Origin of the sequence: Intrasporangium zincisolvens, assembly GCF_034724055.1 — a bacterium.
GTDB classification, from domain to species: domain Bacteria; phylum Actinomycetota; class Actinomycetes; order Actinomycetales; family Dermatophilaceae; genus Monashia; species Monashia zincisolvens.
In genome coordinates this window covers 89,740-109,571 of record NZ_JAWIIL010000008.1, presented here as the reverse complement: position 1 = coordinate 109,571, position 19,832 = coordinate 89,740, and the positions used below count along the sequence as shown (strand labels likewise).

Sequence of the window (19,832 nt, the reverse complement as noted above, 5' to 3'; positions counted from 1 at the left end):
CGTTCTGCCGAAGGAACCGGGTCCGCCCGCCGATGTCTGACCGGTAGGAGGCCCGACCACCACCGGGAAACGGCGTGGCCCCCGACACCGTCGGGGGCCACGCGGGTCGTGCGCCTCGGGAGAGGGAGCGTCAGTGTCGACGGTCCGGGCCGCCGGGGGCGTCCTGGTAGAGGTCGTCGATGCCGTCGCTGTCGCCGTACTCGGCCTTGCCCAGCGACATCATCGTGCCCCCCGCGGCGTCCGCCCGCTCACGCAGGTCGGCAGGCGCGAGCGTCCTGGCCAGGTGGTAGGCGCCGACCGCCACGATGGTGCCGAGGGCGATGCCGCCGAGGGTGAAGCTGTCGGTGAACTTCAGCTCGACGCCGCCGATGCCGATGATGATGCCGGCCGAGATCGGGACGAGGTTGATCGGGTTGCCGAAGTCGACCCCGTTCTCCTTCCAGATCTTCGCGCCGAGCAGGCCGATCATGCCGTAGAGCACCACGGTGATCCCGCCGAGCACGCCACCGGGCACCGAGGCGACGAGGGCGCCGAACTTCGGCGAGAGGCCGAAGATGATCGCGACGATCGCGGCGACGTAGTACGCCGCCGTGGAGTAGACGCGCGTCGCGGCCATGACCCCGATGTTCTCGGCGTAGGTCGTCGTCGGCGACCCGCCGACGGAGCTCGCGATGACCGTGCCGACGCCGTCGGCGGCGATGGCGCGACCCATGTAGGGGTCGAGGTCGGCCTTCGTCATCTCGGCGACGGCCTTGACGTGGCCCGTGTTCTCGGCGACGAGGGCGATGACGGCCGGGAGCACGAGCAGGATCGCGGCGATCGAGAAGGAGGGAGCGTGGATGCCCACGATCTCCTTGCCACCCACCATCTCGGTGTGGGGCGGGAAGCCGAACCAGGACGCGTTGGTGATGCCGTCGAAGTTCGTGCGGAAGTGCGTCGTGATCTTGCCCGCGCCTGCGTCGTAGGACGTGATCTGGCCGAACATCTTGTCGAAGAGCCACGAGATGACGTAGCCGAAGATGAGGGCCAGGAAGACCGCGATGCGGGAGATGAAGCCCCGGAACGCGACGGCGCAGATGATGGTGAAGGTCATGACGAGCAGTGCGACCCACTGGTCCTGCGGCCAGTAGATACCGGCGACGACCGGTGCGAGGTTGAAGCCGATGAGCATGACGACCGCACCGGTCACGACCGGGGGCAGCACCTTGTGGAGCACCGTCGAGCCGAGGAAGTGGACCGCCACACCGACGAGCGCGAGCACGAGACCCGCGACCATGATGGCGCCGGTGACCTCCTGCGACGTGCCGCCCTGGGCGCGGATCGCGATGACCGCGCCGACGAAGCTCGCCGACGTGCCGAGGTAGCTCGGCACCTTGCCCTTGACGATGAGCAGGAAGCAGATCGTCGCGACGCCGCTCATCATGATCGCGAGCTGCGGGTTGAGGCCCATGACGAGGGGGAAGACGAACGTCGCACCGAACATCGCGACGACGTGCTGGGCGCCGAGCCCGACCGTCCTGCCCCACGAGAGCCGCTCGTCGGGGGCGACGACGTCGTCGATCCCCAGCGTCTTGCCGTCCCCGTGCAGTTTCCAGCCCAAAGCCATTCCGACTCCTATGGTTGCCGCATGCGTGATGCGGGTCACGTCCCACTCCGGGATGGGCGAAAACTACTCCCGGGTCAGGGGATTGCGTTCGTCAAACGTTGATACACGCCGACGGAGTCCCTCTGGCAGGTCGTGCCGTAGGGCGAAGCGGGTCAGATGCCGCGCATCGCGTGGATCTTGAGCGCCAGCGCCAGGGTGAGCCGCAGGTCGGGGTCGGTCGTGAAGGGTCCGAGCATCTTCTCGAGCTTGCCGATGCGGTAGCGCAGCGTGTTGTAGTGGAAGAAGAGCAGACGGGCCGTCTCGGCGACGTTGAGGTTGGTGTCGAGCAGCACGCGGAGGGTGTCGCGCAGCCCGGCGTTCTCGGCGGAGTCGTCGGTCGCGAGCTCGCGCAGCGACTCGTGCACGAACCGGCGCAGGTCGGCGCCGTCGGGCACGAGCGCGAGCAGCCGGTAGATGCCGAGCCCGTCGACGTGCGCCAGGGCGCCGTCCCCGTGCATCTGGCGCCCCACTGTGACGGCGGACAGCGCCTCGTCGTAGGCCTGGGCGAGCCCGGCCGCCGAGGTGATGGGCCGGGAGACGCCGGCCGAGAAGCTGCGCCGGCCGCCGCCGCCGTCGCCGCGCACGACGCGGACGAGATCCCCCACGACGCGCATGACGCGGTCGGTGTCGGCGCCCTCCGGGACCGGCACGAGGGTGACGACCTCACGGCTGAACCCCATGACGGGCGAGCGCGGGTCGCGGACCGCCACGGCGTGCGTCCACGCCCGGGCGAAGCGCTGCTGCAGGAAGCGGACCTCCTCGGGGTCGCGCGTCGTGCGGTCGTCGTCCTCGTCGGTCTCGGCCACGACGACGACGAGGGGCCGGTCGATGTCCCAGCCGAGCGAGGCGGCGTGGGCCACCGCGTCGGCCGGGCTGCCGGCGCGCCCGGCCAGGGCGTCGCGGAGGAACTCGGCGCGGTACTTGCCCTCGACGGCCAGGACGGCCTGGTCCTTGGTGATGGCGAGGGCCGCGACGGTGGCGGCGCGCTCGAGCAGGCGGGCGTCGTCGGCCGTCAGGTGCCGGTGGCTGCAGAACGCGACGAGCACGCCGTGGTCGAGGTGGCCGGCGACGATGCGCACGGCGGCGCGGTCGGCGGTGGGGCCGTCCGGGCGGGGGCCCATCGGTTCGGCCTCGGTCAGCAGCCGCCCGGTGCGGTCGAAGCACTCGAGCGACAGCGCGTGATCGAGCTCGCGTTGAGAGCCGGCCCGGGCGATGACGCGTCCGTCGGTCGTCGTGACCATCGCCGCGCCGTCGAGGAAGCCGACGACCTGCTCGCAGAGGTCGTCGAGCGAGCCGCCGGCGAGGACGATCTGCACGAGGGCACGGTCGGCGTCCTCGAGCCGGCGCAGCGTCGCGGTCTGGTGGGCCAGGATCGCGCTCAGCACCTCGGTGGTGAACGTCGCGACGGCCTCGAGGGGCACGTCGATGAGCGCGAGGCCGACGCGTCGGGCGGCGTCGCGCAGCGCCCGCGAGGACGCCCCGTCGACGCCGGAGAGGACGAGGCCGGCGGCGCGCGCGTCGGCGAGCGCGGCCACCACGGCGGGGCCGGAGGCGGGCGCGCCGGGGGTCGACTCGGCGCCCGCGGTCGCCTCGGCCAGACCGGCGGCGTCGGAGAGCACGAGCTGGTGGGTCAGGGCGTCGCCGAGGGCGGCGGCGTGCAGCGCGGTGCGCAGCGGCGTCGTGCTGTCGACGGACATGTCGAGCTGCGCCCCGGTGGCGTGCACGGCCCCGTGGACGCCGGCCGCGAGGCCGGCGATGAGACGCAGGGAGATGCCGGACACCTCGGGCTCGCCCCCGGCCCGCGACCGTGCGGCCGCTGGCAAGTCACCGTCGTGGAGGGCTGGATCGTTGGCAACTTTCACCATGAGAGCACCCTACCGAGCCTCGGTAGCGTCGCGGTCAGGATCGGCGCGGGACGAGAGGCGGTGGAGGCGTTGACGGACCCCTCGGACGTGCTCGTGCCCGCCGCGGTGTCGCCGCTCGTCGCCGGTGCGGTGGCGGGTGCGGTGCGACCCTGCACCGTGCTCGCAGCCTTTCCCACCTGCCTCTACCTCGGCCTCGGCGCGCATGCGGACGTCCTCGCGGTGCTCGCCTCGGACGCGCTCGCCCTGCCCATCGGCCTCCGGCTCGCCGAGCCGTCGACGACGGTGCGGTGGGGCGTCGGCCCGGGCGACACGGTGCACGTCGGTGCCGGACGCGTGCGGCTGCCGCACTCCGAGCTCGTGGCCTCGCGGCTCGCCCGCCCGTCGCGGGTGCGTCCCGGGGTGCGGCGGGTCGGTGCGGCCGGGCTGCTGCCCGAGCCCGGCGTCCTGGGCCAGCTCGTCCGTGAGCTCGTCGCCGACGCCCTCGCGGGGCGTCCGGTCGGGCCGGCCGTGCGCGGCCTCGTCGGGGCCGGTCGCGGCCTGACGCCGAGCGGTGACGACGCGCTGTGCGGCGCCCTGCTCGCCCTCGTGGCGTCCGGGGGGTCCGGACCCGCATCGGCGGCCGGGCTCCAGCACCGCCCCGACGCCGGTCGCGCGCTCTCGATGGTGCGCACCGCGGTGCGGTCCGCGCTCGGGCGCACGACCAGCCTGTCGGCCGCCCTGCTCGTCGCAGCCGGCGAGGGTTACGCCACCCCCGAGGCCGCCCGGCTCGTCGCTTCGTTGCAGGTCGGGCCCACCGTGGCCGCCCGGTCGCAGGCCCCGTCGGCCGCAGTCGTCGCGGCCGTCTCCGACCTCCTCGGACCCGTTCTGTCGATCGGCCACTCGTCGGGTCACGACCTCGTGTCAGGCCTGGCCGGAGCACTGCTCGCGCTCGACGAGGCCGAACCCGCCGACTCCCAGAGCCTTTCGAACCATCGTCACCGAACCGACCCCACCGAGAAGGGATCCCGCAGTGCCTGAGCACGTCGAGCTGCGAACCGGCGCCTACCACGACTCCGTCAGCCTCATGCAGGTGTCGCGCACCGTCGCCGCCACCGACGGCGTCGAGGCGGCGCAGGTGGCCATGGCCACCGACCTCAACCTCGAGGTCATCCGAGGCATGGGATTCGAGGTGCCGGACGCGTCGCCGAACGACCTGGTCGTCGCGGTGCGCGGCACCGACGAGGGGGTGGTGGCCGCCCGGGCCGCCGTCGACGACGCCCTGGCCGGGCTGCGCTCGGCGTCCTCGGGCGGCGGGTTCGGCGAGGCGCCGGCGCGGCGCACCCTCGGCGGGGCCATCGCCACGTCGGGCGCCGACCTCGCGCTCGTCAGCGTCCCGGGTGCCAACGCGACGGTCGAGGCGTTCGACGCCGTGCGTGCCGGGGTGTCGGTCATGGTGTTCTCCGACAACGTGCCCGTCGAGGACGAGGTGCGCCTCAAGGACGCCGCGGCCGAGGCCGAAGTGCTCGTCATGGGCCCGGACTGCGGCACCGCAGTGGTCGGAGGCGTGGCGCTCGGCTTCGCCAACGTCGTGCGACCCGGGACGATCGGCCTCGTCGCCGCCTCGGGCACGGGCGCGCAGCAGGTCATGTGCCTGCTCGACGCCGCCGGCCTGGGCATCAGCCACTGCCTCGGCGTCGGCGGGCGCGACCTGTCGGCGGCGGTGGGCGGGCGCTCGACGCGTCAGGCCCTCGCCGCGCTCGCGGCCGACCCGGCCACCGACCGCATCGTCGTCGTGTCCAAGCCCCCGGCGGCCGAGGTGCTCGCCGACCTCGAGGCCTTCGCCGGGGGGCTCGGCAAGCCGGTGCACTGGGCGACGCTGGGGGAGGGCCGTGCCGACCTCACGGCCTCGGTGGAGGCGGTCGTCGCTGCAGCTGGCGGTACCCAGCCCGAATGGCCTGTGTGGCAGGGCGTCTCGTCACACGAGAAGGCCACGGGCGACAGCCTACGCGGCCTCTTCTGCGGCGGCACCCTGGCCGACGAGGCGATGCTCGTGGCCGGCGCCGCGCTCGGCGACATCCGCTCCAACATCCCGCTGCGCCCCGACCTCGCCCTCGGTGCCGACCTGCGCGACGCGGGCCACGTCGTCGTCGACTTCGGCGACGACACGATGACCCGCGGCCGCGCCCACCCCATGATCGACCCGTCCCTGCGGCTGCAGCGCATCGCCGCCGAGGCCGCCGACCCGACGTGCGGCGTCCTGCTCCTCGACCTCGTCCTCGGCCACGGCGCCCACGCCGACCCGGCGCCCGAGCTCGCCGACGCCGTCCGCGCCGCACGCTCCACGGCGGCCGACGCCGGGCGCACGCTGCCCGTCGTCGTGGCGGTCACCGGCACGGCGTCCGACCCGCAGGGCCTCGAGGCCTCGGTCGAGGCCCTCGTCGAGGCCGGCGCGACGGTGCTGCTGTCCAACGCAGCCGCCACGCGTGAGGCGGTCCGGCTCCTCGGTAGCGAGGTGCCCGAGGCCCCCGCATTGGCGTCGACGCCGACGACGGCCCCGCGGGCGACTCCGGGAACGGCGTCCGGTGCCGGCTCGGCCGCCTCCGACGTCCCGGCGACGCCGCTGCACGGGCTCCTCGACGCCGACGTCGCGGTCGCGACGGCCGGCATCCCGCTGCTCACCGAGTCCCTGCGCGCGCAGGCGGTCCGCGTGACGGAGGCCGCGTGGCAGCCACCGCTGCCGGGAACCGAGGCTCACCTGTCCGCGGTTCTCGCCGACCCGCGCCGCGACGCCGCCAACGCCGAGGCGCTGCGCCGCATGGTCGCCGCCGGCGCCGACCTCGTCGACGTCCGGCCTGCGTCGGAGGCGCTGGGCCTCGAGCGCGGCACGTTCCTGCACGCCGGGCCGCCGATCGAGTTCGCTCGCGCCTCAGGGCCGCTCAAGGGGGCGTTGATCGGCGCGATGCTCTTCGAGGGCCTGGCCGACACCGCCGAGGAGGCGGAGGCGAAGCTGGAGAAGGGCGACGGCATCACCCTGGAGCCGTGCCACCACCGCGACGCCGTCGGCCCGATGGCGGGGGTCATCAGCCCGTCGATGTGGCTCTACGAGCTGCGCGACGACGTGCACGACAACACGTCGTGGTGTTCGCTCAACGAGGGCCTGGGCAAGGTGCTGCGCTACGGCGCGTACGGCCCCGAGGTCATCGACCGGCTGCACTGGATGAACTCCGTGCTCGGCCCGATCCTCCAGCAGGCCGTGCGGGCCCGCGTCGACGCGTCGGGCCCCGTCGACATCAAGGCGGTCATCGCCCAGATGCTCCAGATGGGCGACGAGGGCCACAACCGCAACCGTGCCGGCTCGCTCATGCTCCTTCGCGAGCTGCTGCCCACGATGATCACCGCCGACGCGTCGTCGGCCGACATCGCCGAGGCGGTGCGGTTCTCCGGTGCCAACGAGCACTTCTTCCTCAACCTGGGCATGCCGGCGTGCAAGCTGAGCACTCTTGCGGCGCACGGCATCCCGGGCTCGAGCGTCGTGACGACCATGGCGCGCAACGGCACCGACTTCGGCATCCGCGTGTCCGGAACGGGCGACGCCTGGTTCACCGGCCCGGCCAACACTCCCGAAGGCCTCTTCCTCGGCTCGTACGGCCCGGACGACGCCAACCCCGACATCGGCGACTCGGCCATCACCGAGACCGCCGGCATCGGCGGGTTCGCCATGGCGGCAGCGCCGGCCATCGTCAAGTTCGTCGGCGGCGACGTGCCGTTCGCGCTGCGAGCCACCCAGACGATGTACGAGATCACCGTCGGCGAGCACACGGCCTACCAGGTGCCGATCCTCGAGTTCCGCGGCACCCCGACCGGCATCGACGTCGCCGCCGTGGCGCGCACCGGCATCCTGCCGCAGATCAACACCGGCATGGCCGGACGGGTCGCCGGCACGGGCCAGGTCGGCGCCGGCCTCGTGACCCCGCCGGAGCAGTGCTTCACCCAGGCCCTGCAAGCCCTGGCCGGCGCCACCGGCTGAGCTGCTGTCCGTTCCGGGAAGGTCGGTCACGTCACGACGTGGCCGACCTTCCGCGCATCCGGGACTCCCCGGGCCGGATGTCTTGTCGGACGCGTCCGACCGGGAGCACTCTGGAAGGTGGCCGCCACGGGCGCCGACGCGACGACCGTCAACCATCCCCGACCGACGATCGGAGCAGTCATGCGTCGACCACGCATCGTGACCGCTGCCCTGGTATCCCTGGCTACCGCCTTGCTGGGTACCGCCGTGGCAGCCGCCGCGCCGTCGGACGTCCTCGTGACGAACGGCAGCCCGGCCACTCCCTTCTCGCAGAACAAGCAGAACGAACCCGCCGTCGCCATCGACGCCCACGCCCCCTCGGTGGTGGCCGCCGGCGCCAACGAGGAGATCGACATGGAGTCGTGCGCCGCCGGCGCGCCGAACACGTGTCCCTTCACGGCCGGCGTCGGCGTCTCCGGCATCTACCTGTCCTCCACCGGAGGGACGTCGTGGACCCAGCCGATGTACACCGGCTGGAGCGCGCGAGCCTGTCTCGTCGGCCCGGCCGCGTGCCAGCCGACGGTCGGCCCGATCGGCACGCTGCCTCGTTACTACGAGGCCGGCCTCGTCTCCGACGGTGACCCGGGTCTGGCCTTCGGCCCGCGGCCCGACGCGTCCGGGCACTTCGCCTGGGCAAACGGCTCGCGGCTCTACTACGCCAACCTGACGGCGAACTTCGGCGCGACGAGGACGGACCAGACGTTCAAGGGCTTCGAGGCCATCGCGGTCTCGCACACCGACGACCTCGCGGGCGCGACGGCCGGCCACAACGCGGCATGGTCCGCGCCGGTGCTCGTCTCGAAGCAGTCCTCGACGACGTTCTCGGACAAGGAGCAGATCTGGTCCGACAACGCGGCCAGCAGCCCCCACTTCGGCACGACGTACGTCTGCTGGGCCTCCTTCCGGAGCCAGGAGAAGGGCAACGCGCTGCCGACCCCGCTCATCGTCGCGCGGTCGACCGACGGGGGCGCCACGTGGATCTCGAAGCAGGTCGGCCCGGCCACCGACAACGGCATCAGCGGCCAGCCCGACGGCTGCACCGTCCGCACCGACAGCCACGGCGTCGTGTACGTCTTCGGCGTCGGAAGGCGCAACGGCACGAGCTTCGAGATGATGTACCGCTCGACCGACGCCGGCGCGCACTTCACCGGCCCGACGCTCATCACCAGCGTCGTCCCGCCGGGCGTCTTCGACACCGTCCAGGGTCGGCCCGTCATGGACGGCCTCGGCGGCGCGCGCGTCGACCTCGCACCCGCACCCAGCGTCGACATCGCCAACGGCGCACCCTCCGGCACCGACGCAACGAACCAGATCGTCATGACGTGGTCCGACGGCGCGAACGGCCTGAACCGCGAGCGGCTCATGGTCGCGACGTCACGCAACGGCGGCACGACGTGGACCGGGCCCGACACCGTGCCCTTGCCCACCGGCGACCGTCCGGTCTACACCGCACCGGCGATCTCGCCGAACGGCTCCGACGCGTACATCGTCGTCAACGCCTTCACGACGGTCTACCAGGACAACACGACGGCCCCGCGTGGTCTCGTCGGCGAGGTGCTGCACTCGGACGTCGTCGGCGGAGCCCTCACCGGGTTCACCTCGATCCACCGCGGCGCCGTGGGTGACCCACGTGGCTCCTCGGCCAACGCCCTGACCGACGAGTTCCTCGGCGACTACGTCTACGCCGCGGCGACGCGTGCTGGTGTCGTGGCGGTCTGGAACGACACCCGCGACGCGGCGCACTGCCCGTCCGTCGACGCGTTCCGCGCGGCGCTCTACTCGAACCCGAACGCGACACCTCCGAGCATCGTCCCCGGTTGCCCGGCCACGTTCGGCAACAGCGACATCCGCTCCGCGGCGCTGCCCGACCCGACGCCGTGACCGGCCGCTGACCCGCCACTGACCGGCCGCCGACGGAGGCCTTCGACACCGACCCACCGGGACACCGAAAAACCGGTGGGGCGGTGTCGGTCGTCCGGCCTAGGGTGGACGGGCCATGCGAGACTTCCCGCCCCCGACCCGCGCCTACACCGAGCGCGGGGCCCCCGAGCCCGACACCCGCAACCCGCGCCGCTTCCTCTGGTGGATGGTGCGGCAGAACGGCGTGCTCTTCGTCGCCGGCCTGGCCGCCGCCCTCGTGTGGATGGTCCCGCAGACCGTCGGCCCGTGGATGGTCGGCCGCGCCATCGACACCGGCATCGTCGCCGGCGACAGCAGCACGACGCTCGGGTGGGTGCTCGCGCTCGCGGCGGTCACCCTCGTCGGCGCGAGCAGCGGCATCGTCTTCCACACGTTCATCGTGCGGGAGTGGCTCATCGCGCTCTACGGCACGACCAAGCTCGTCACGCGCAAGGCCCTCCAGCTCGGCCACGTGCTGACCCGCCGCACGCCGACGGGCGAGGTGCTCTCGGTGTCGGGCAGCGACGGCGACCAGTTCGGCGCGCTCATGGAGATCACGACGCGCGCCTTCTCGCAGCTGGCCGCCTACCTCGTCGTGGCCGGCATCGTCCTCAACACCTCCGTGCGCATGGGCGTGCTCGTCCTCGTGTCCGCCCCGCTGCTCGTCGTGCTCGGCTCACCGCTGCTGCGCCCGATGCAGCGCTGGCAGGGCGTCGAGCGCTCACGCAACTCCGAGCTGACCTCGATGTCCACCGACATCGTCGCCGGCCTGCGCATCCTGCGCGGCATCGGCGGCGAGGACACCTTCGGTGGCAACTATGCGGCCCAGTCGCAGCGGGTGCGCCACTCGGGCGTCGCCGCGGGTCGCTGGCTCGCGGCCGTCGAGTCGGTCGGCGTGCTGCTGTCCGGCGGTTTCGTCGTGGCCCTCATGTGGGTCGGCACGCGCGAGGTCGCCCAGGGCCGGCTCACCGTCGGCCAGCTCGTCAGCTTCCTCGGCTACGGCCTGTTCCTCATCCAGCCGATGCGCACCTTCGTCGAGTTCGCCCAGAAGTGGACCCGCTCGGTCGTGTCGGCGCGCAAGGCGGTGGCCGTGCTCGGCCAGCGCCCGCCGTGGGTCCACCCCGACGAGCCGCAGGCCCTGCCGCACGAGGCGACGATCGTCGACGACCGCTCCGGTGCCTCGTTCGAGCCGGGCCGGCTCACCATGGTCGTCTGCGCCGTGCCCGACGACTCCGCGGCGCTCGCCGACCGCATCGGCCGGTACCTGCCCCGCGACGAGGGCGCGCTCGTCAGTGACGAGATCCCCGAGGAGCTCAAGGGCCGGGCCGCGAGGCGCGAGCGGTCCGTGCGCGCGAAAGCCCGTGAGGCCCAGGCGAAGCGCGACGAGGAGCAGGCGCGGCGCCCCTGGGGCGTCACCGTCGGCGGCGTCGACCTCTCGAGCGTCGAGCTCGACGACGTCCGCGACGCCATCCTCGTCAGCGACACCGCGCCGCAGGTCTTCGCCGGAACGCTGCGCAGCGCCGTCGACCCCCTCGGCCGACTCAGCCGCGAGGACGCCGAGCGCGCCCTGCACACGGCGTCCGCCGAGGACGTCTTCGACGCGCTGCCGGGCGGCTGGCAGGGCGAGCTCGAGGAGCGCGGGCGTGGCCTCTCGGGCGGTCAGCGCCAGCGGCTCGTCCTCATGCGCGCCCTCGCGGCCGACCCGGAGGTGCTCGTCCTCGTCGAGCCCACCTCGGCCGTCGACGCCCACACCGAGGCACGCATCGCCGAACGGCTCGGCGCCCACCGCTCCGGCCGCACGACGATCGTCATGACCGCCTCGCCGCTGCTGCTGCACCACGCCGACGACATCGTCCTGCTCGAGGACGGCCGAGCCACCGAACGCGGCCGCCACGTCGACCTGCTCGCCCGCTCCGACGCGTACCGCTCGGTCGTCGCGCGCGGCGAGGCCGACCACTCCGTCCTCGCCCGCGACGACGCACCGGGGAGCGATGCCGTCGGCCCCGACCCCGCCCTGACCGACCCGGCCCGCAGCGTCCTGCTGCCCGCCGACCTGACCGCGACCGACCCGGAGGAGGTGCGATGAACGCCACCACGACGCCGTCCACTGCAGTGCTCAGCGACCTGCTGCCCGAGTACCTCGCGACCGAGTCCGCGCGCACCTGGGGCGCCGCGCACAAGGCGCCGGCCGTGCCCGAGGAGCTGCGCCCGCCATTGTCGGCATCGGTGGGGGAGCGGCTCGCGGCGCTGCGGCGTCGGCACCTGCTCCGCGAGCGGCGGGCCCGGGAGTTCGTCGCCGACACGATGAACGCCCGCACCGGTCTGCCGATCGCCTCCAACCGCGACGTCGTGAGCTTCATCGGTGGCCTGCTGTCGAACGAGAAGGCCCTGGTCACGTTCGTCATCGTCGCCAACGCGCTCGCCGCGGGCGCCGGCCTGCTCGTGCCGCGCCTGCTCGGCCAGCTCGTCGACTCCACGGTCGCCGACGTCGAGGCCGGGCGCGTCGACGCCGCGATGGCCGGTGCCACCTCGTCGGCGCTCGTCGTCGCCGGGCTCGTCGTCGTGCAGGGGCTGTTCACCTTCGCCGCCCAGCTGTCGGCCACCTACCTCGGCCAGGGCGTCCTCGCCACGGCGCGCGAGTACGTCGTCCGCGCCATCCTGCGCCTGCCGCTCTCGCGCGTCGAGAGCGCGAGCACCGGCGACCTCGTCACGCGCGTCACCCGCGACGTCGGCACGATGAGCGAGAGCGTGCGGTGGGCGCTGCCGCAGTCGATCTTCGCGAGCATCACGGTCGTGCTGACCCTCGTCGCGATGACGACGAACTCGCTGTGGCTCTCGCTGCCCTCGATCGTGCTCATGCTGCTCGCGATGATCCAGGTGCGCCGCTACCTGCGCCGGGCGCCGAAGGGCTACCTCACCGAGGGCGGCACGTACTCGCGCATCAACACGACGCTCACCGAGACCGTCGAGGGCGCGCGCACCGTCGAGGCGCTCGGCGTCGCGCGACACCGGCTGCGTCGCGGCGACGACGACATCGAGGTGTCGGGCCAGGCCGAGCGCTACACGATGACGCTGCGCAACCTGCTCTTCGCCGTCATGGACGTCACCTTCAGCCTGCCGCGCGTGCTCGTGCTGCTCCTCGGTGCCATTGGGTACGCGCAGGGCTGGGCCACGCTCGGGCAGATCACCACGGCGATCCTCTACGCCGAGGCGCTGTGGGGCCCGTTCGACATGCTCGTGCACACCGTCGACCGCGTGCAGGTCGGCATCGCCTCCACGACGCGTCTGCTCGGCATCTCCACCGTGCCGCCCGACCGCACGCCGGGGGAGGCCCGTCCGGACGGCCCCGACCTCGAGGGCCGCGACCTGCGCTACGCCTACCGCGCCGACCACGACGTGCTGCACGGCATCGACCTCACGATGGCCACCGGTGAGAGGCTCGCCATCGTCGGGCCGAGCGGCTCGGGCAAGTCGACGCTGGGGCGGCTGCTGTCGGGCATCCACGGCCCGCGCACCGGCTCGGTCACCGTCGGTGGCGTCGAGCTCGTCGAGCTGCCCCTCGACGTCCTGCGCACCGAGGTCGCGCTCGTCACCCAGGAGCACCACGTCTTCATCGGCTCGGTGCGCGACAACGTCGTGCTGGCCCGCGAGGGTGCTGGCGACGACGCCGTCCGTGAGGCCCTGCGCGCGGTCGACGCCCTCGACTGGGTCGAGCGTCTGCCGGAGGGGCTCGACACCAAGCTGGGGTCGGGTCACCAGGCGCTGACGCCGGGCCAGGCGCAGCAGGTCGCGCTCGCGCGCCTCATCCTCGCCGACCCGCACACCATCGTCCTCGACGAGGCCACCTCGCTCATCGACCCGCGCACCGCCCGCCACCTCGAGGGGTCGATGAACGCCCTGCTGACCGGCCGCACGGTGGTGGCCATCGCGCACCGGCTGCACACGGCCCACGACGCCGACCGCATCGCCGTCGTCATCGACGGCCGGGTCGTCGAGCTCGGCAGTCATGAGGAGCTCGTCGCGCTCGACGGCGAGTACGCGGCCCTCTGGCGGGCCTGGACCTCCTGACGGGCCCGGCGAAACTGCCTGTCGCACAGTAGGGCCCGCCCCTGGGAGGTGGGGCGGGCCCTCGTGCCGTGCCGTGGCTTCCCCTGCCTGCCACGGTCCGGGTTGGTGGTCGCGAGGAGGGCGGTGGCCGACCGTCGCAACCGGCGGGGGAGTCGCGACGCGGCCGCCGGCGGCTGTCAGTGCCGGCTTCGGTCGCGGGGGACGGCGACCCCCTCCTGGGTGGTGCGCACACCTTAGGCAGGAAAGTTCCCATTTCTGCGTGAGTTGCGGGAAATTGCTTCGGATCCGTGACCCAGCCCCCGACGGCCCCCGCTCCGGGGTCTCGACGCCGTGGGCGCGTCGTGTTTGGGTGGCCCCATGAGTGCCATGGGCGAGGGCGGCCGTACGGGCCGCGGCGAGGGTATGGGGCAGGCATGAGCGAGGACATGAGCGACGCGAGGACACCGCAGGGCGAGCACGCCACCTACGTCATCGTCGGCGGGGGCCTGGCCGCCGCCAAGGCCGTCGAGGGGATCCGCGAAGGCGACGAGAAGGGCTCGATCGTCCTCGTCACCGAGGAGGACCGCCTGCCCTACGAGCGGCCACCGCTGTCCAAGGGCGTGCTCAAGGGCGAGGACGAACCGGCGTCGGTCTTCCCACACGACGAGGCCTGGTACGCCGACCAGCGCGTCGACCTGCGACTCGCCACCCCGGCCACCTCGCTCGACACCGAGGCCCACACCGTCACGCTCCGTGACGGCACCGTCGTCGGCTACGACAAGCTCCTGCTCGCCACCGGCTCCTCGGCCCGCGCGCTCACGGTGCCCGGCGCCGACCTCGACGGCGTGCTCTACCTGCGGGAGATGCAGGAGTCCGAGGCCCTCAAGGAGCAGCTGACGAAGGGCGCCCGCATCGTCATCGTCGGGGCCGGCTGGATCGGGCTCGAGGTCGCCTCCGCCGCGGCCGAGGCGGGCGCGTCGGTCACCGTCGTCGAGCCGCAGCCGACCCCGCTCAACGCCGTCATGGGCGACACCATCGGCGGCTGGTTCGCCGACCTGCACCGCGGCCACGGCGTCGAGTTCCGCTTCGGCGAGGGCGTCGACCGCCTCGAGGGTGACGGCCGCGTCGAGGCCGTCGTCACGAGCACCGGCGACCGGATCCCCGCCGACGCCGTCGTCGTCGGCGTCGGCATCACCCCCAACACCGGGCTGGCCGAGGGCGCCGGCATCGACGTCGACAACGGCATCGTCACCGACGCCGCCCTGCGTACCTCGGCCGACGGCGTCTGGGCCGCGGGCGACGTCGCGAACTGGCACAGCACGACACTCGACCGCAACGTCCGCGTCGAGCACTGGGCCAACGCCAACGACGGCGGGCTCGCGGCCGGCCGCTCGATGGCCACCGGCGAGCAGACCTACGACCCGGTGCCGTTCTTCTTCTCCGACCAGTACGACGTCGGGCTCGAGTACGCCGGGTACGTGCCGCGCGACTCGGGCGCCGATGTCCTCCTGCGCGGCAAGCCTGACACCAACGAGTTCATGGCGTTCTGGGTCGTGCCCGAGGGGGAGGGCGTGCGGGTCCTCGCCGGCATGCACGCCAACGTCTGGGACACCATCGACGCCGTCCAGAAGCTCGTGCGCGAGCGCACCGTCGTCGACCGCGACCGGCTCGCCGACCCCGACGTCCCGCTCGAGGACCTCGCCGGCTGAGCGAGGCCCCTGGGTGGAGCCACGGCGCCGCAGGAGCGGCCGTGGCCCGAACCACGGGCCGTGGCAGGATGTCACCCGTGACGGCACGCATCCTCGACGGCAAGGCGACCCTCAAGACGATCAAGGCCGAGCTGGCCGAGCGGGTGGCGCGGCTCGCCGAGCAGGGGGTCGTCCCCGGTCTCGGCACGGTCCTCGTCGGCGATGACCCCGGCAGCCACTGGTACGTCAACGCCAAGCACAAGGACTGCGCCGAGATCGGCATCACGAGCCTGCGCCGCGATTTGCCGGCCACGGCCACCCAGGCCGAGGTCGAGGCCGTCATCGACGAGCTCAACGCCGACCCCGCCTGCACCGGCTTCCTCGTCCAGCAGCCCACCGGCCTCGACGAGATGGCGCTGCTCTCGCGCGTCGACCCCCGCAAGGACGTCGACGGCCTGCACCCGACGAACCTCGGCTGGCTCGTCCTCGGCAAGAAGGCGCCGCTCCCGTGCACCCCGATGGGCTGCATCGAGCTGCTGCGCCGCCACGACGTGCAGATCGCCGGCGCGAAGGTCGTCGTCGTCGGGCGCGGCCTGACGGTCGGCCGCCCCCTCGGCCTCATCCTGACCCGCAAGAGCGAGAACGCCACGGTGACCCTGTGCCACACCGGCACCAAGGACCTCGCCGCCGAGGTGCGCCAGGCCGACATCGTCATCGCCGCGGCCGGCGTGCCCGGCATCATCACGGCTGAGATGGTCAAGCCCGGTGCGGCGGTGCTCGACGTCGGCGTCAGCCGCGTCGACGGCAAGGTTGCCGGTGACGTGGCGCCCGAGGTCTCCGAGGTCGCCGGCTGGGTCAGCCCCAACCCCGGCGGCGTCGGCCCGATGACCCGTGCACTGCTGCTGACGAACATCGTCGCGGCCGCCGAGGCGTCGGTCGCCGGCGCCGGCGCCTGAGCAGCGTCGATGCAGTGGCGGGGTAGCGGGTTCGTCGTCCTCAGCTGGTGGTACCTCGTCGCGGGCCTCGCGGCGATCGGCGTGCTGATGATGGGCTTCTACGACGTCCGGTGGGGCGGTCGCGTCATGGCGGCGGCGTTCGGCATCGGTGCCGTCATCCGCCTCATCGCCCGGCCGGCGCGCAAGGCGGGCGGCCTCAACGTGCGCTCGCGCGCCCTCGACGTCGTCATCCTGCTCGTCCTCGGCATCGGCGTGCTCATCGCCTCGGCCACGGTCAACGTCGCGTCCGACGGCCCGAGCCGCACGACGGTCGACCGCACCTCCCGCTGACGCGAGCGTCGTCAGACAACGATGCCGCCTCCGAGGCGTCCGGCTCGGCGCGTCCCTCCCCTCCCCATCGAGTGAGTACTGAGTCACATGCTTCACAGCCCGACTGTGTGACGCGTGTGGCCGGGTGCTCACTCGATGTGCGGGAAGGGAGTCGACGTGTTGCCTTGTCGGTGAAGGGAATGCGAACGGGCGCCGGCCACCAGTGGTGACTGACGCCCGCCGGATGTGCTGTGGGAGTCGCCTCAGATGAGGCCCAGACCCTTGACGGCGTCGCGCTCCTCGGCGAGCTCGGCCACCGAGGCGTCGATCTTGCCGCGGGAGAACTCGTCGATGTCGAGGCCCTGCACGATGCTCCAGGCGCCGTCCTTGACCGTGACGGGGAAGGAGGAGATGAGCCCCTCCTGCACGCCGTACGAACCGTCGGACCGGACGGCCATGGACACCCAGTCGCCGTCGGCCGTGCCCTCGACCCACGTGCGGGCGTGGTCGATCGTGGCCGACGCGGCGGAGGCGGCCGACGAGGCGCCGCGCGCCTCGATGATGGCCGCGCCACGCTTGGCGACGGTGGGGATGAAGGTGCCGGCGAGCCAGTCCTGGTCGCCGACGGTCTCGGCGGCGTTCTTGCCCGAGACCTCGGCGTGGAAGAGATCGGGGTACTGCGTGGCCGAGTGGTTGCCCCAGATCGTCATCTTCCTGATCTCGGTAACCGGCACGCCGAGCTTGGCGGCGAGCTGGCTGATCGCGCGGTTGTGGTCCAGACGCGTCAGGGCCGAGAAGCGCTCGGTGGGGATGTCGGGGGCGTTGCTCATGGCGATGAGCGCGTTGGTGTTTGCCGGGTTGCCGGTGACGGTGACGCGGATGTCGTCGGCCGCGACCTCGTTGAGGGCCTTGCCCTGCGGGGCGAAGATGCCGCCGTTGGCCTCGAGCAGGTCGCCGCGCTCCATGCCCGGGCCGCGCGGGCGGGCACCGACGAGGAGGGCGTGGTTGACGCCGTCGAAGACCTTCGTGGCGTCGTCGCCGATCTGGACGCCGGCGAGCGTCGGGAAGGCGCAGTCGTCGAGCTCCATGACGACGCCCTCGAGCGCCTTGAGCGCCGGGGTGATCTCGAGGAGTCGCAGCTCCACGGGGGTGTCGGGCCCGAGCAGCGCACCGCTGGCGATGCGGAACAGCAGGCTGTAGCCGATCTGGCCGGCGGCGCCGGTGACGGCGACCTTGACGGGGGTAGTGCTCACGGGGATGGCCCTTCACATCGGTCTGGCGCGTGGACGCTCCGACGCTACCAGCGTGCGTGGGCCCGCCCGGCGCCGCCCGGGTGCGGCCTTGGTCACCCGGCCGCGGCCAGGGCGTGTTCGTGCGCCTGCGGTCCCCGCGTCCGGGTCAGGACGCGGCGGGCGGGCGCCGGTAGCGCGACACCGGGGTCGGCGGCTTGGACCGCTTCGCGCCGTAGTGCGGGTACCGGGCCGCCATCCGCAGCTCGGGCCGCGCGAGCTCGGGCCGCTCGGTGGGCACGGGTCGATCCGTCCGATCCCACTCGCGCAGCGCGGCTCGCAGGTGCGTGATCGCGTCTTCGATGGCGTTTTCGTGCAAGGGCCGCAGCTGGGAGACCCACCCGCAGATGCAGGAGGCGAACCACTGGGCGCCGACGGCGGAGTCCTCGACGATGATGTCGTAGTGCCCGAGCCTCGAGGCCCGCTCTCCGGGGGCGAGGCCGGTCGGCTCGTGGCTGCTCACCGTTGCGCGGCTGACGTGGTCACCGAGGTCGTCGATGCTGACAATGGGCTGTCGGTCATGCGACCCGCTTTCGGTGCGGCCCCGAGGTGGAACCAGTACCTCGACGGTACACCGGATGTGGATCGGTCCCGCGCCGCCGTGGAGCGGTGGGGCGGCGTCAGTGGCCGAGGGCCAGGGTGGTCAGGGCGAGGATCCAGCTGACGAAGCTGCCGACGAGGAAGTACTCGGTGACGTCGTCGATGCCGGCGGGGCCTCCGCTGTAGCTGCCGGGCCCGGTACGGGACCCGCCGCGGGCTGCCGCCTGCACCTCGGGAAAGCGGAGCAGCCCCTTCGCGGCGATGACGAAGCCGGCCGCACCGAGCTCGCCCGCGAGGCCGAGGCCGAGGATGACGAGGCGCTCCATGGGCCCCAGGAGCCGGCCGCCCTTGAGACGGTCCGCGGGGTCGGGGACGGGGGGAGCGGCGACCTGGTCGGGTCGCAGGGCCCCGATCGTGAGCAGGATCAGGCGCACGATGACGTTGGCCGTGGCGACGTTGAAGGCGACGAGACCGGCGATGAGCAGGACGCGGGCGGGCGAGTGCGACGCGCCGCCGGGGAGGTCGGCCCAATGCAGCCAGGTCGCGAGGGCCCCGCCGGGCGTGCTGGCGGCGCCGGAGAAGAGGATCAGGCCGACCACGACCACGGCGAAGGCGGCCAGCGCCTCGAGCGCCCGGCGCCCGGTGCGCTGTGCGTGGCGGGACAGCTCCATCCAGACCGCGGAGACGACGGCCGCGAGGGCGAGGGCGAGGACGTCGGGCCACGACGTCAGGCCGGCGACCCACGCGAGGGCGGCGATCACCACCGGCGCGGCCACGTGGGCGACGAGCCGCGACCGGCGCCAGGACGAGGAGCGGACGAGGTCGGCGACCCCGAGCCCGACGAGGACGACCGACAGCCACGTCACGACAGCCGCCCGAGGGCAGCCATGGCGTCGAGGGCGACCCCGACGCCGTCGCGCCGCACCCGCTGCGACACCGCGGACGCGCTGATGTCGAGCCGCGTCGCGACGTCGCGCTGGCTCTGGCCGTCCATGAGTCCTCCGAGGATGTCGCGCGTGGTCGTCGACATCGACCCAACCATGAAGTCCAGACAGTCGAGCGCGACGCGCAGGGCCGTCACCGTGTCGAGCGCGTCCTTGTTTTCGCCGGCCTCGCCGGCATCGGACGCGCCGGGGGAGTAGCCGGTGCGCGCTGTTCGCGAGCGTGGCTGGGTGGCGCGCTCCTCGATCTCGACGATGGCGTCGCGGGCCGCCCAGTAGCCGGGACCGTCGTGGACGCCGCGCACCGGGTCGAGCGTCGAGACCTCGCCGCGGCCGACGCCGAAGCGGACGTCGGCGAGGGGGTGCAGGTGGGCCCGGACGCGGAAGCTGGCGGTGAGCGCGTCGCCGACGGTGGCGAACACGCCCTGGAACTCGTCGCCGAGCGTGATGACGAGCGGGTCGAGCGGCGTCGAGGAGGCGTTGGCCTCGCCGATCGCCGCCTCAAGCGCGTCGTGCAGCTGCTGGCGGTCGGGGTGGAGCCGCGAGTCGACGACATCCCCGATGAGCACGACGGGTGAAGGTTTAACCTTCATCTGAGTCATATGAAG

The 19,832-nt window shown here is 73.1% G+C and carries 14 protein-coding genes; 8 read left to right on the top strand and 6 right to left on the bottom strand.

What is annotated here, in order from left to right:
• Positions 1 to 130: 130 nt before the first annotated feature.
• Together RY076_RS18530 and RY076_RS18525 are read right to left on the bottom strand one after the other, a co-directional pair.
• A complete protein-coding gene (locus RY076_RS18530; RefSeq protein WP_323100657.1) occupies positions 131 to 1,606 on the bottom strand; it encodes a uracil-xanthine permease family protein in 1,476 nt (491 codons plus the stop codon).
• A 152-nt stretch (positions 1,607 to 1,758) separates the two neighbouring features.
• Positions 1,759 to 3,426, bottom strand: coding sequence for a PucR family transcriptional regulator (locus RY076_RS18525; protein WP_323100655.1), 1,668 nt, complete (start codon positions 3,424 to 3,426; stop codon positions 1,759 to 1,761).
• Between the two features lie 144 nt (positions 3,427 to 3,570).
• Between RY076_RS18525 and RY076_RS18520 the strand changes: the two genes are divergently transcribed.
• The 8 genes from RY076_RS18520 (at position 3,571) to RY076_RS18485 (ending at position 16,475) form a co-directional block, all read left to right on the top strand.
• Positions 3,571 to 4,527, top strand: coding sequence for an oxamate carbamoyltransferase subunit AllH family protein (locus tag RY076_RS18520; protein ID WP_323100654.1), 957 nt, complete (start codon positions 3,571 to 3,573; stop codon positions 4,525 to 4,527).
• Positions 4,520 to 7,516: an oxamate carbamoyltransferase subunit AllG family protein gene (locus RY076_RS18515; protein WP_323100652.1), complete on the top strand. Its 2,997-nt coding sequence runs from the start codon at positions 4,520 to 4,522 to the stop codon at positions 7,514 to 7,516. Before RY076_RS18520 ends, RY076_RS18515 begins: the two co-directional genes overlap by 8 nt.
• A 246-nt stretch (positions 7,517 to 7,762) precedes the next feature.
• Positions 7,763 to 9,436 carry a sialidase family protein gene (locus tag RY076_RS18510; protein WP_323100651.1) on the top strand — a complete coding sequence of 558 codons (1,674 nt, stop codon included), beginning with the start codon at positions 7,763 to 7,765 and terminating at the stop codon, positions 9,434 to 9,436.
• A 115-nt stretch (positions 9,437 to 9,551) separates the two neighbouring features.
• The gene (locus RY076_RS18505; RefSeq protein WP_323100649.1) at positions 9,552 to 11,540 is read left to right on the top strand and encodes an ABC transporter ATP-binding protein; all 1,989 of its coding nucleotides are present in this window, start codon (positions 9,552 to 9,554) and stop codon (positions 11,538 to 11,540) included.
• On the top strand, positions 11,537 to 13,522 hold the full coding sequence (locus RY076_RS18500) for an ABC transporter ATP-binding protein (RefSeq protein WP_323100648.1): 1,986 nt from the start codon (positions 11,537 to 11,539) through the stop codon (positions 13,520 to 13,522). Before RY076_RS18505 ends, RY076_RS18500 begins: the two co-directional genes overlap by 4 nt.
• Positions 13,523 to 13,935: 413 nt before the next feature.
• Positions 13,936 to 15,210, top strand: a complete 1,275-nt coding sequence (locus tag RY076_RS18495) for an NAD(P)/FAD-dependent oxidoreductase (RefSeq protein ID WP_323100646.1) — start codon at positions 13,936 to 13,938, stop codon at positions 15,208 to 15,210.
• Between the two features lie 77 nt (positions 15,211 to 15,287).
• Positions 15,288 to 16,145 carry a bifunctional methylenetetrahydrofolate dehydrogenase/methenyltetrahydrofolate cyclohydrolase gene (locus tag RY076_RS18490; protein WP_323100645.1) on the top strand — a complete coding sequence of 286 codons (858 nt, stop codon included), beginning with the start codon at positions 15,288 to 15,290 and terminating at the stop codon, positions 16,143 to 16,145.
• A gap of 9 nt (positions 16,146 to 16,154) precedes the next feature.
• Entirely contained in the window at positions 16,155 to 16,475 is a 321-nt protein-coding gene (locus tag RY076_RS18485) for a DUF3017 domain-containing protein (protein WP_323100644.1), read from the top strand.
• Positions 16,476 to 16,717: 242 nt separating this feature from the next.
• Here the strand turns inward: RY076_RS18485 and RY076_RS18480 are convergent, their stop codons facing one another.
• The 4 genes from RY076_RS18480 to RY076_RS18465 form a co-directional block, all read right to left on the bottom strand.
• Positions 16,718 to 17,707 carry a malate dehydrogenase gene (locus RY076_RS18480; protein WP_323100642.1) on the bottom strand — a complete coding sequence of 330 codons (990 nt, stop codon included), beginning with the start codon at positions 17,705 to 17,707 and terminating at the stop codon, positions 16,718 to 16,720.
• Between the two features lie 145 nt (positions 17,708 to 17,852).
• A complete protein-coding gene (locus RY076_RS18475; protein WP_323100640.1) occupies positions 17,853 to 18,206 on the bottom strand; it encodes a hypothetical protein in 354 nt (117 codons plus the stop codon).
• 157 nt (positions 18,207 to 18,363) lie between these two features.
• Positions 18,364 to 19,149, bottom strand: a complete 786-nt coding sequence (locus tag RY076_RS18470) for a hypothetical protein (protein ID WP_323100638.1) — start codon at positions 19,147 to 19,149, stop codon at positions 18,364 to 18,366.
• On the bottom strand, positions 19,146 to 19,826 hold the full coding sequence (locus RY076_RS18465) for a SatD family protein (RefSeq protein WP_323100636.1): 681 nt from the start codon (positions 19,824 to 19,826) through the stop codon (positions 19,146 to 19,148). Before RY076_RS18465 ends, RY076_RS18470 begins: the two co-directional genes overlap by 4 nt.
• Positions 19,827 to 19,832 lie beyond the last annotated feature (6 nt).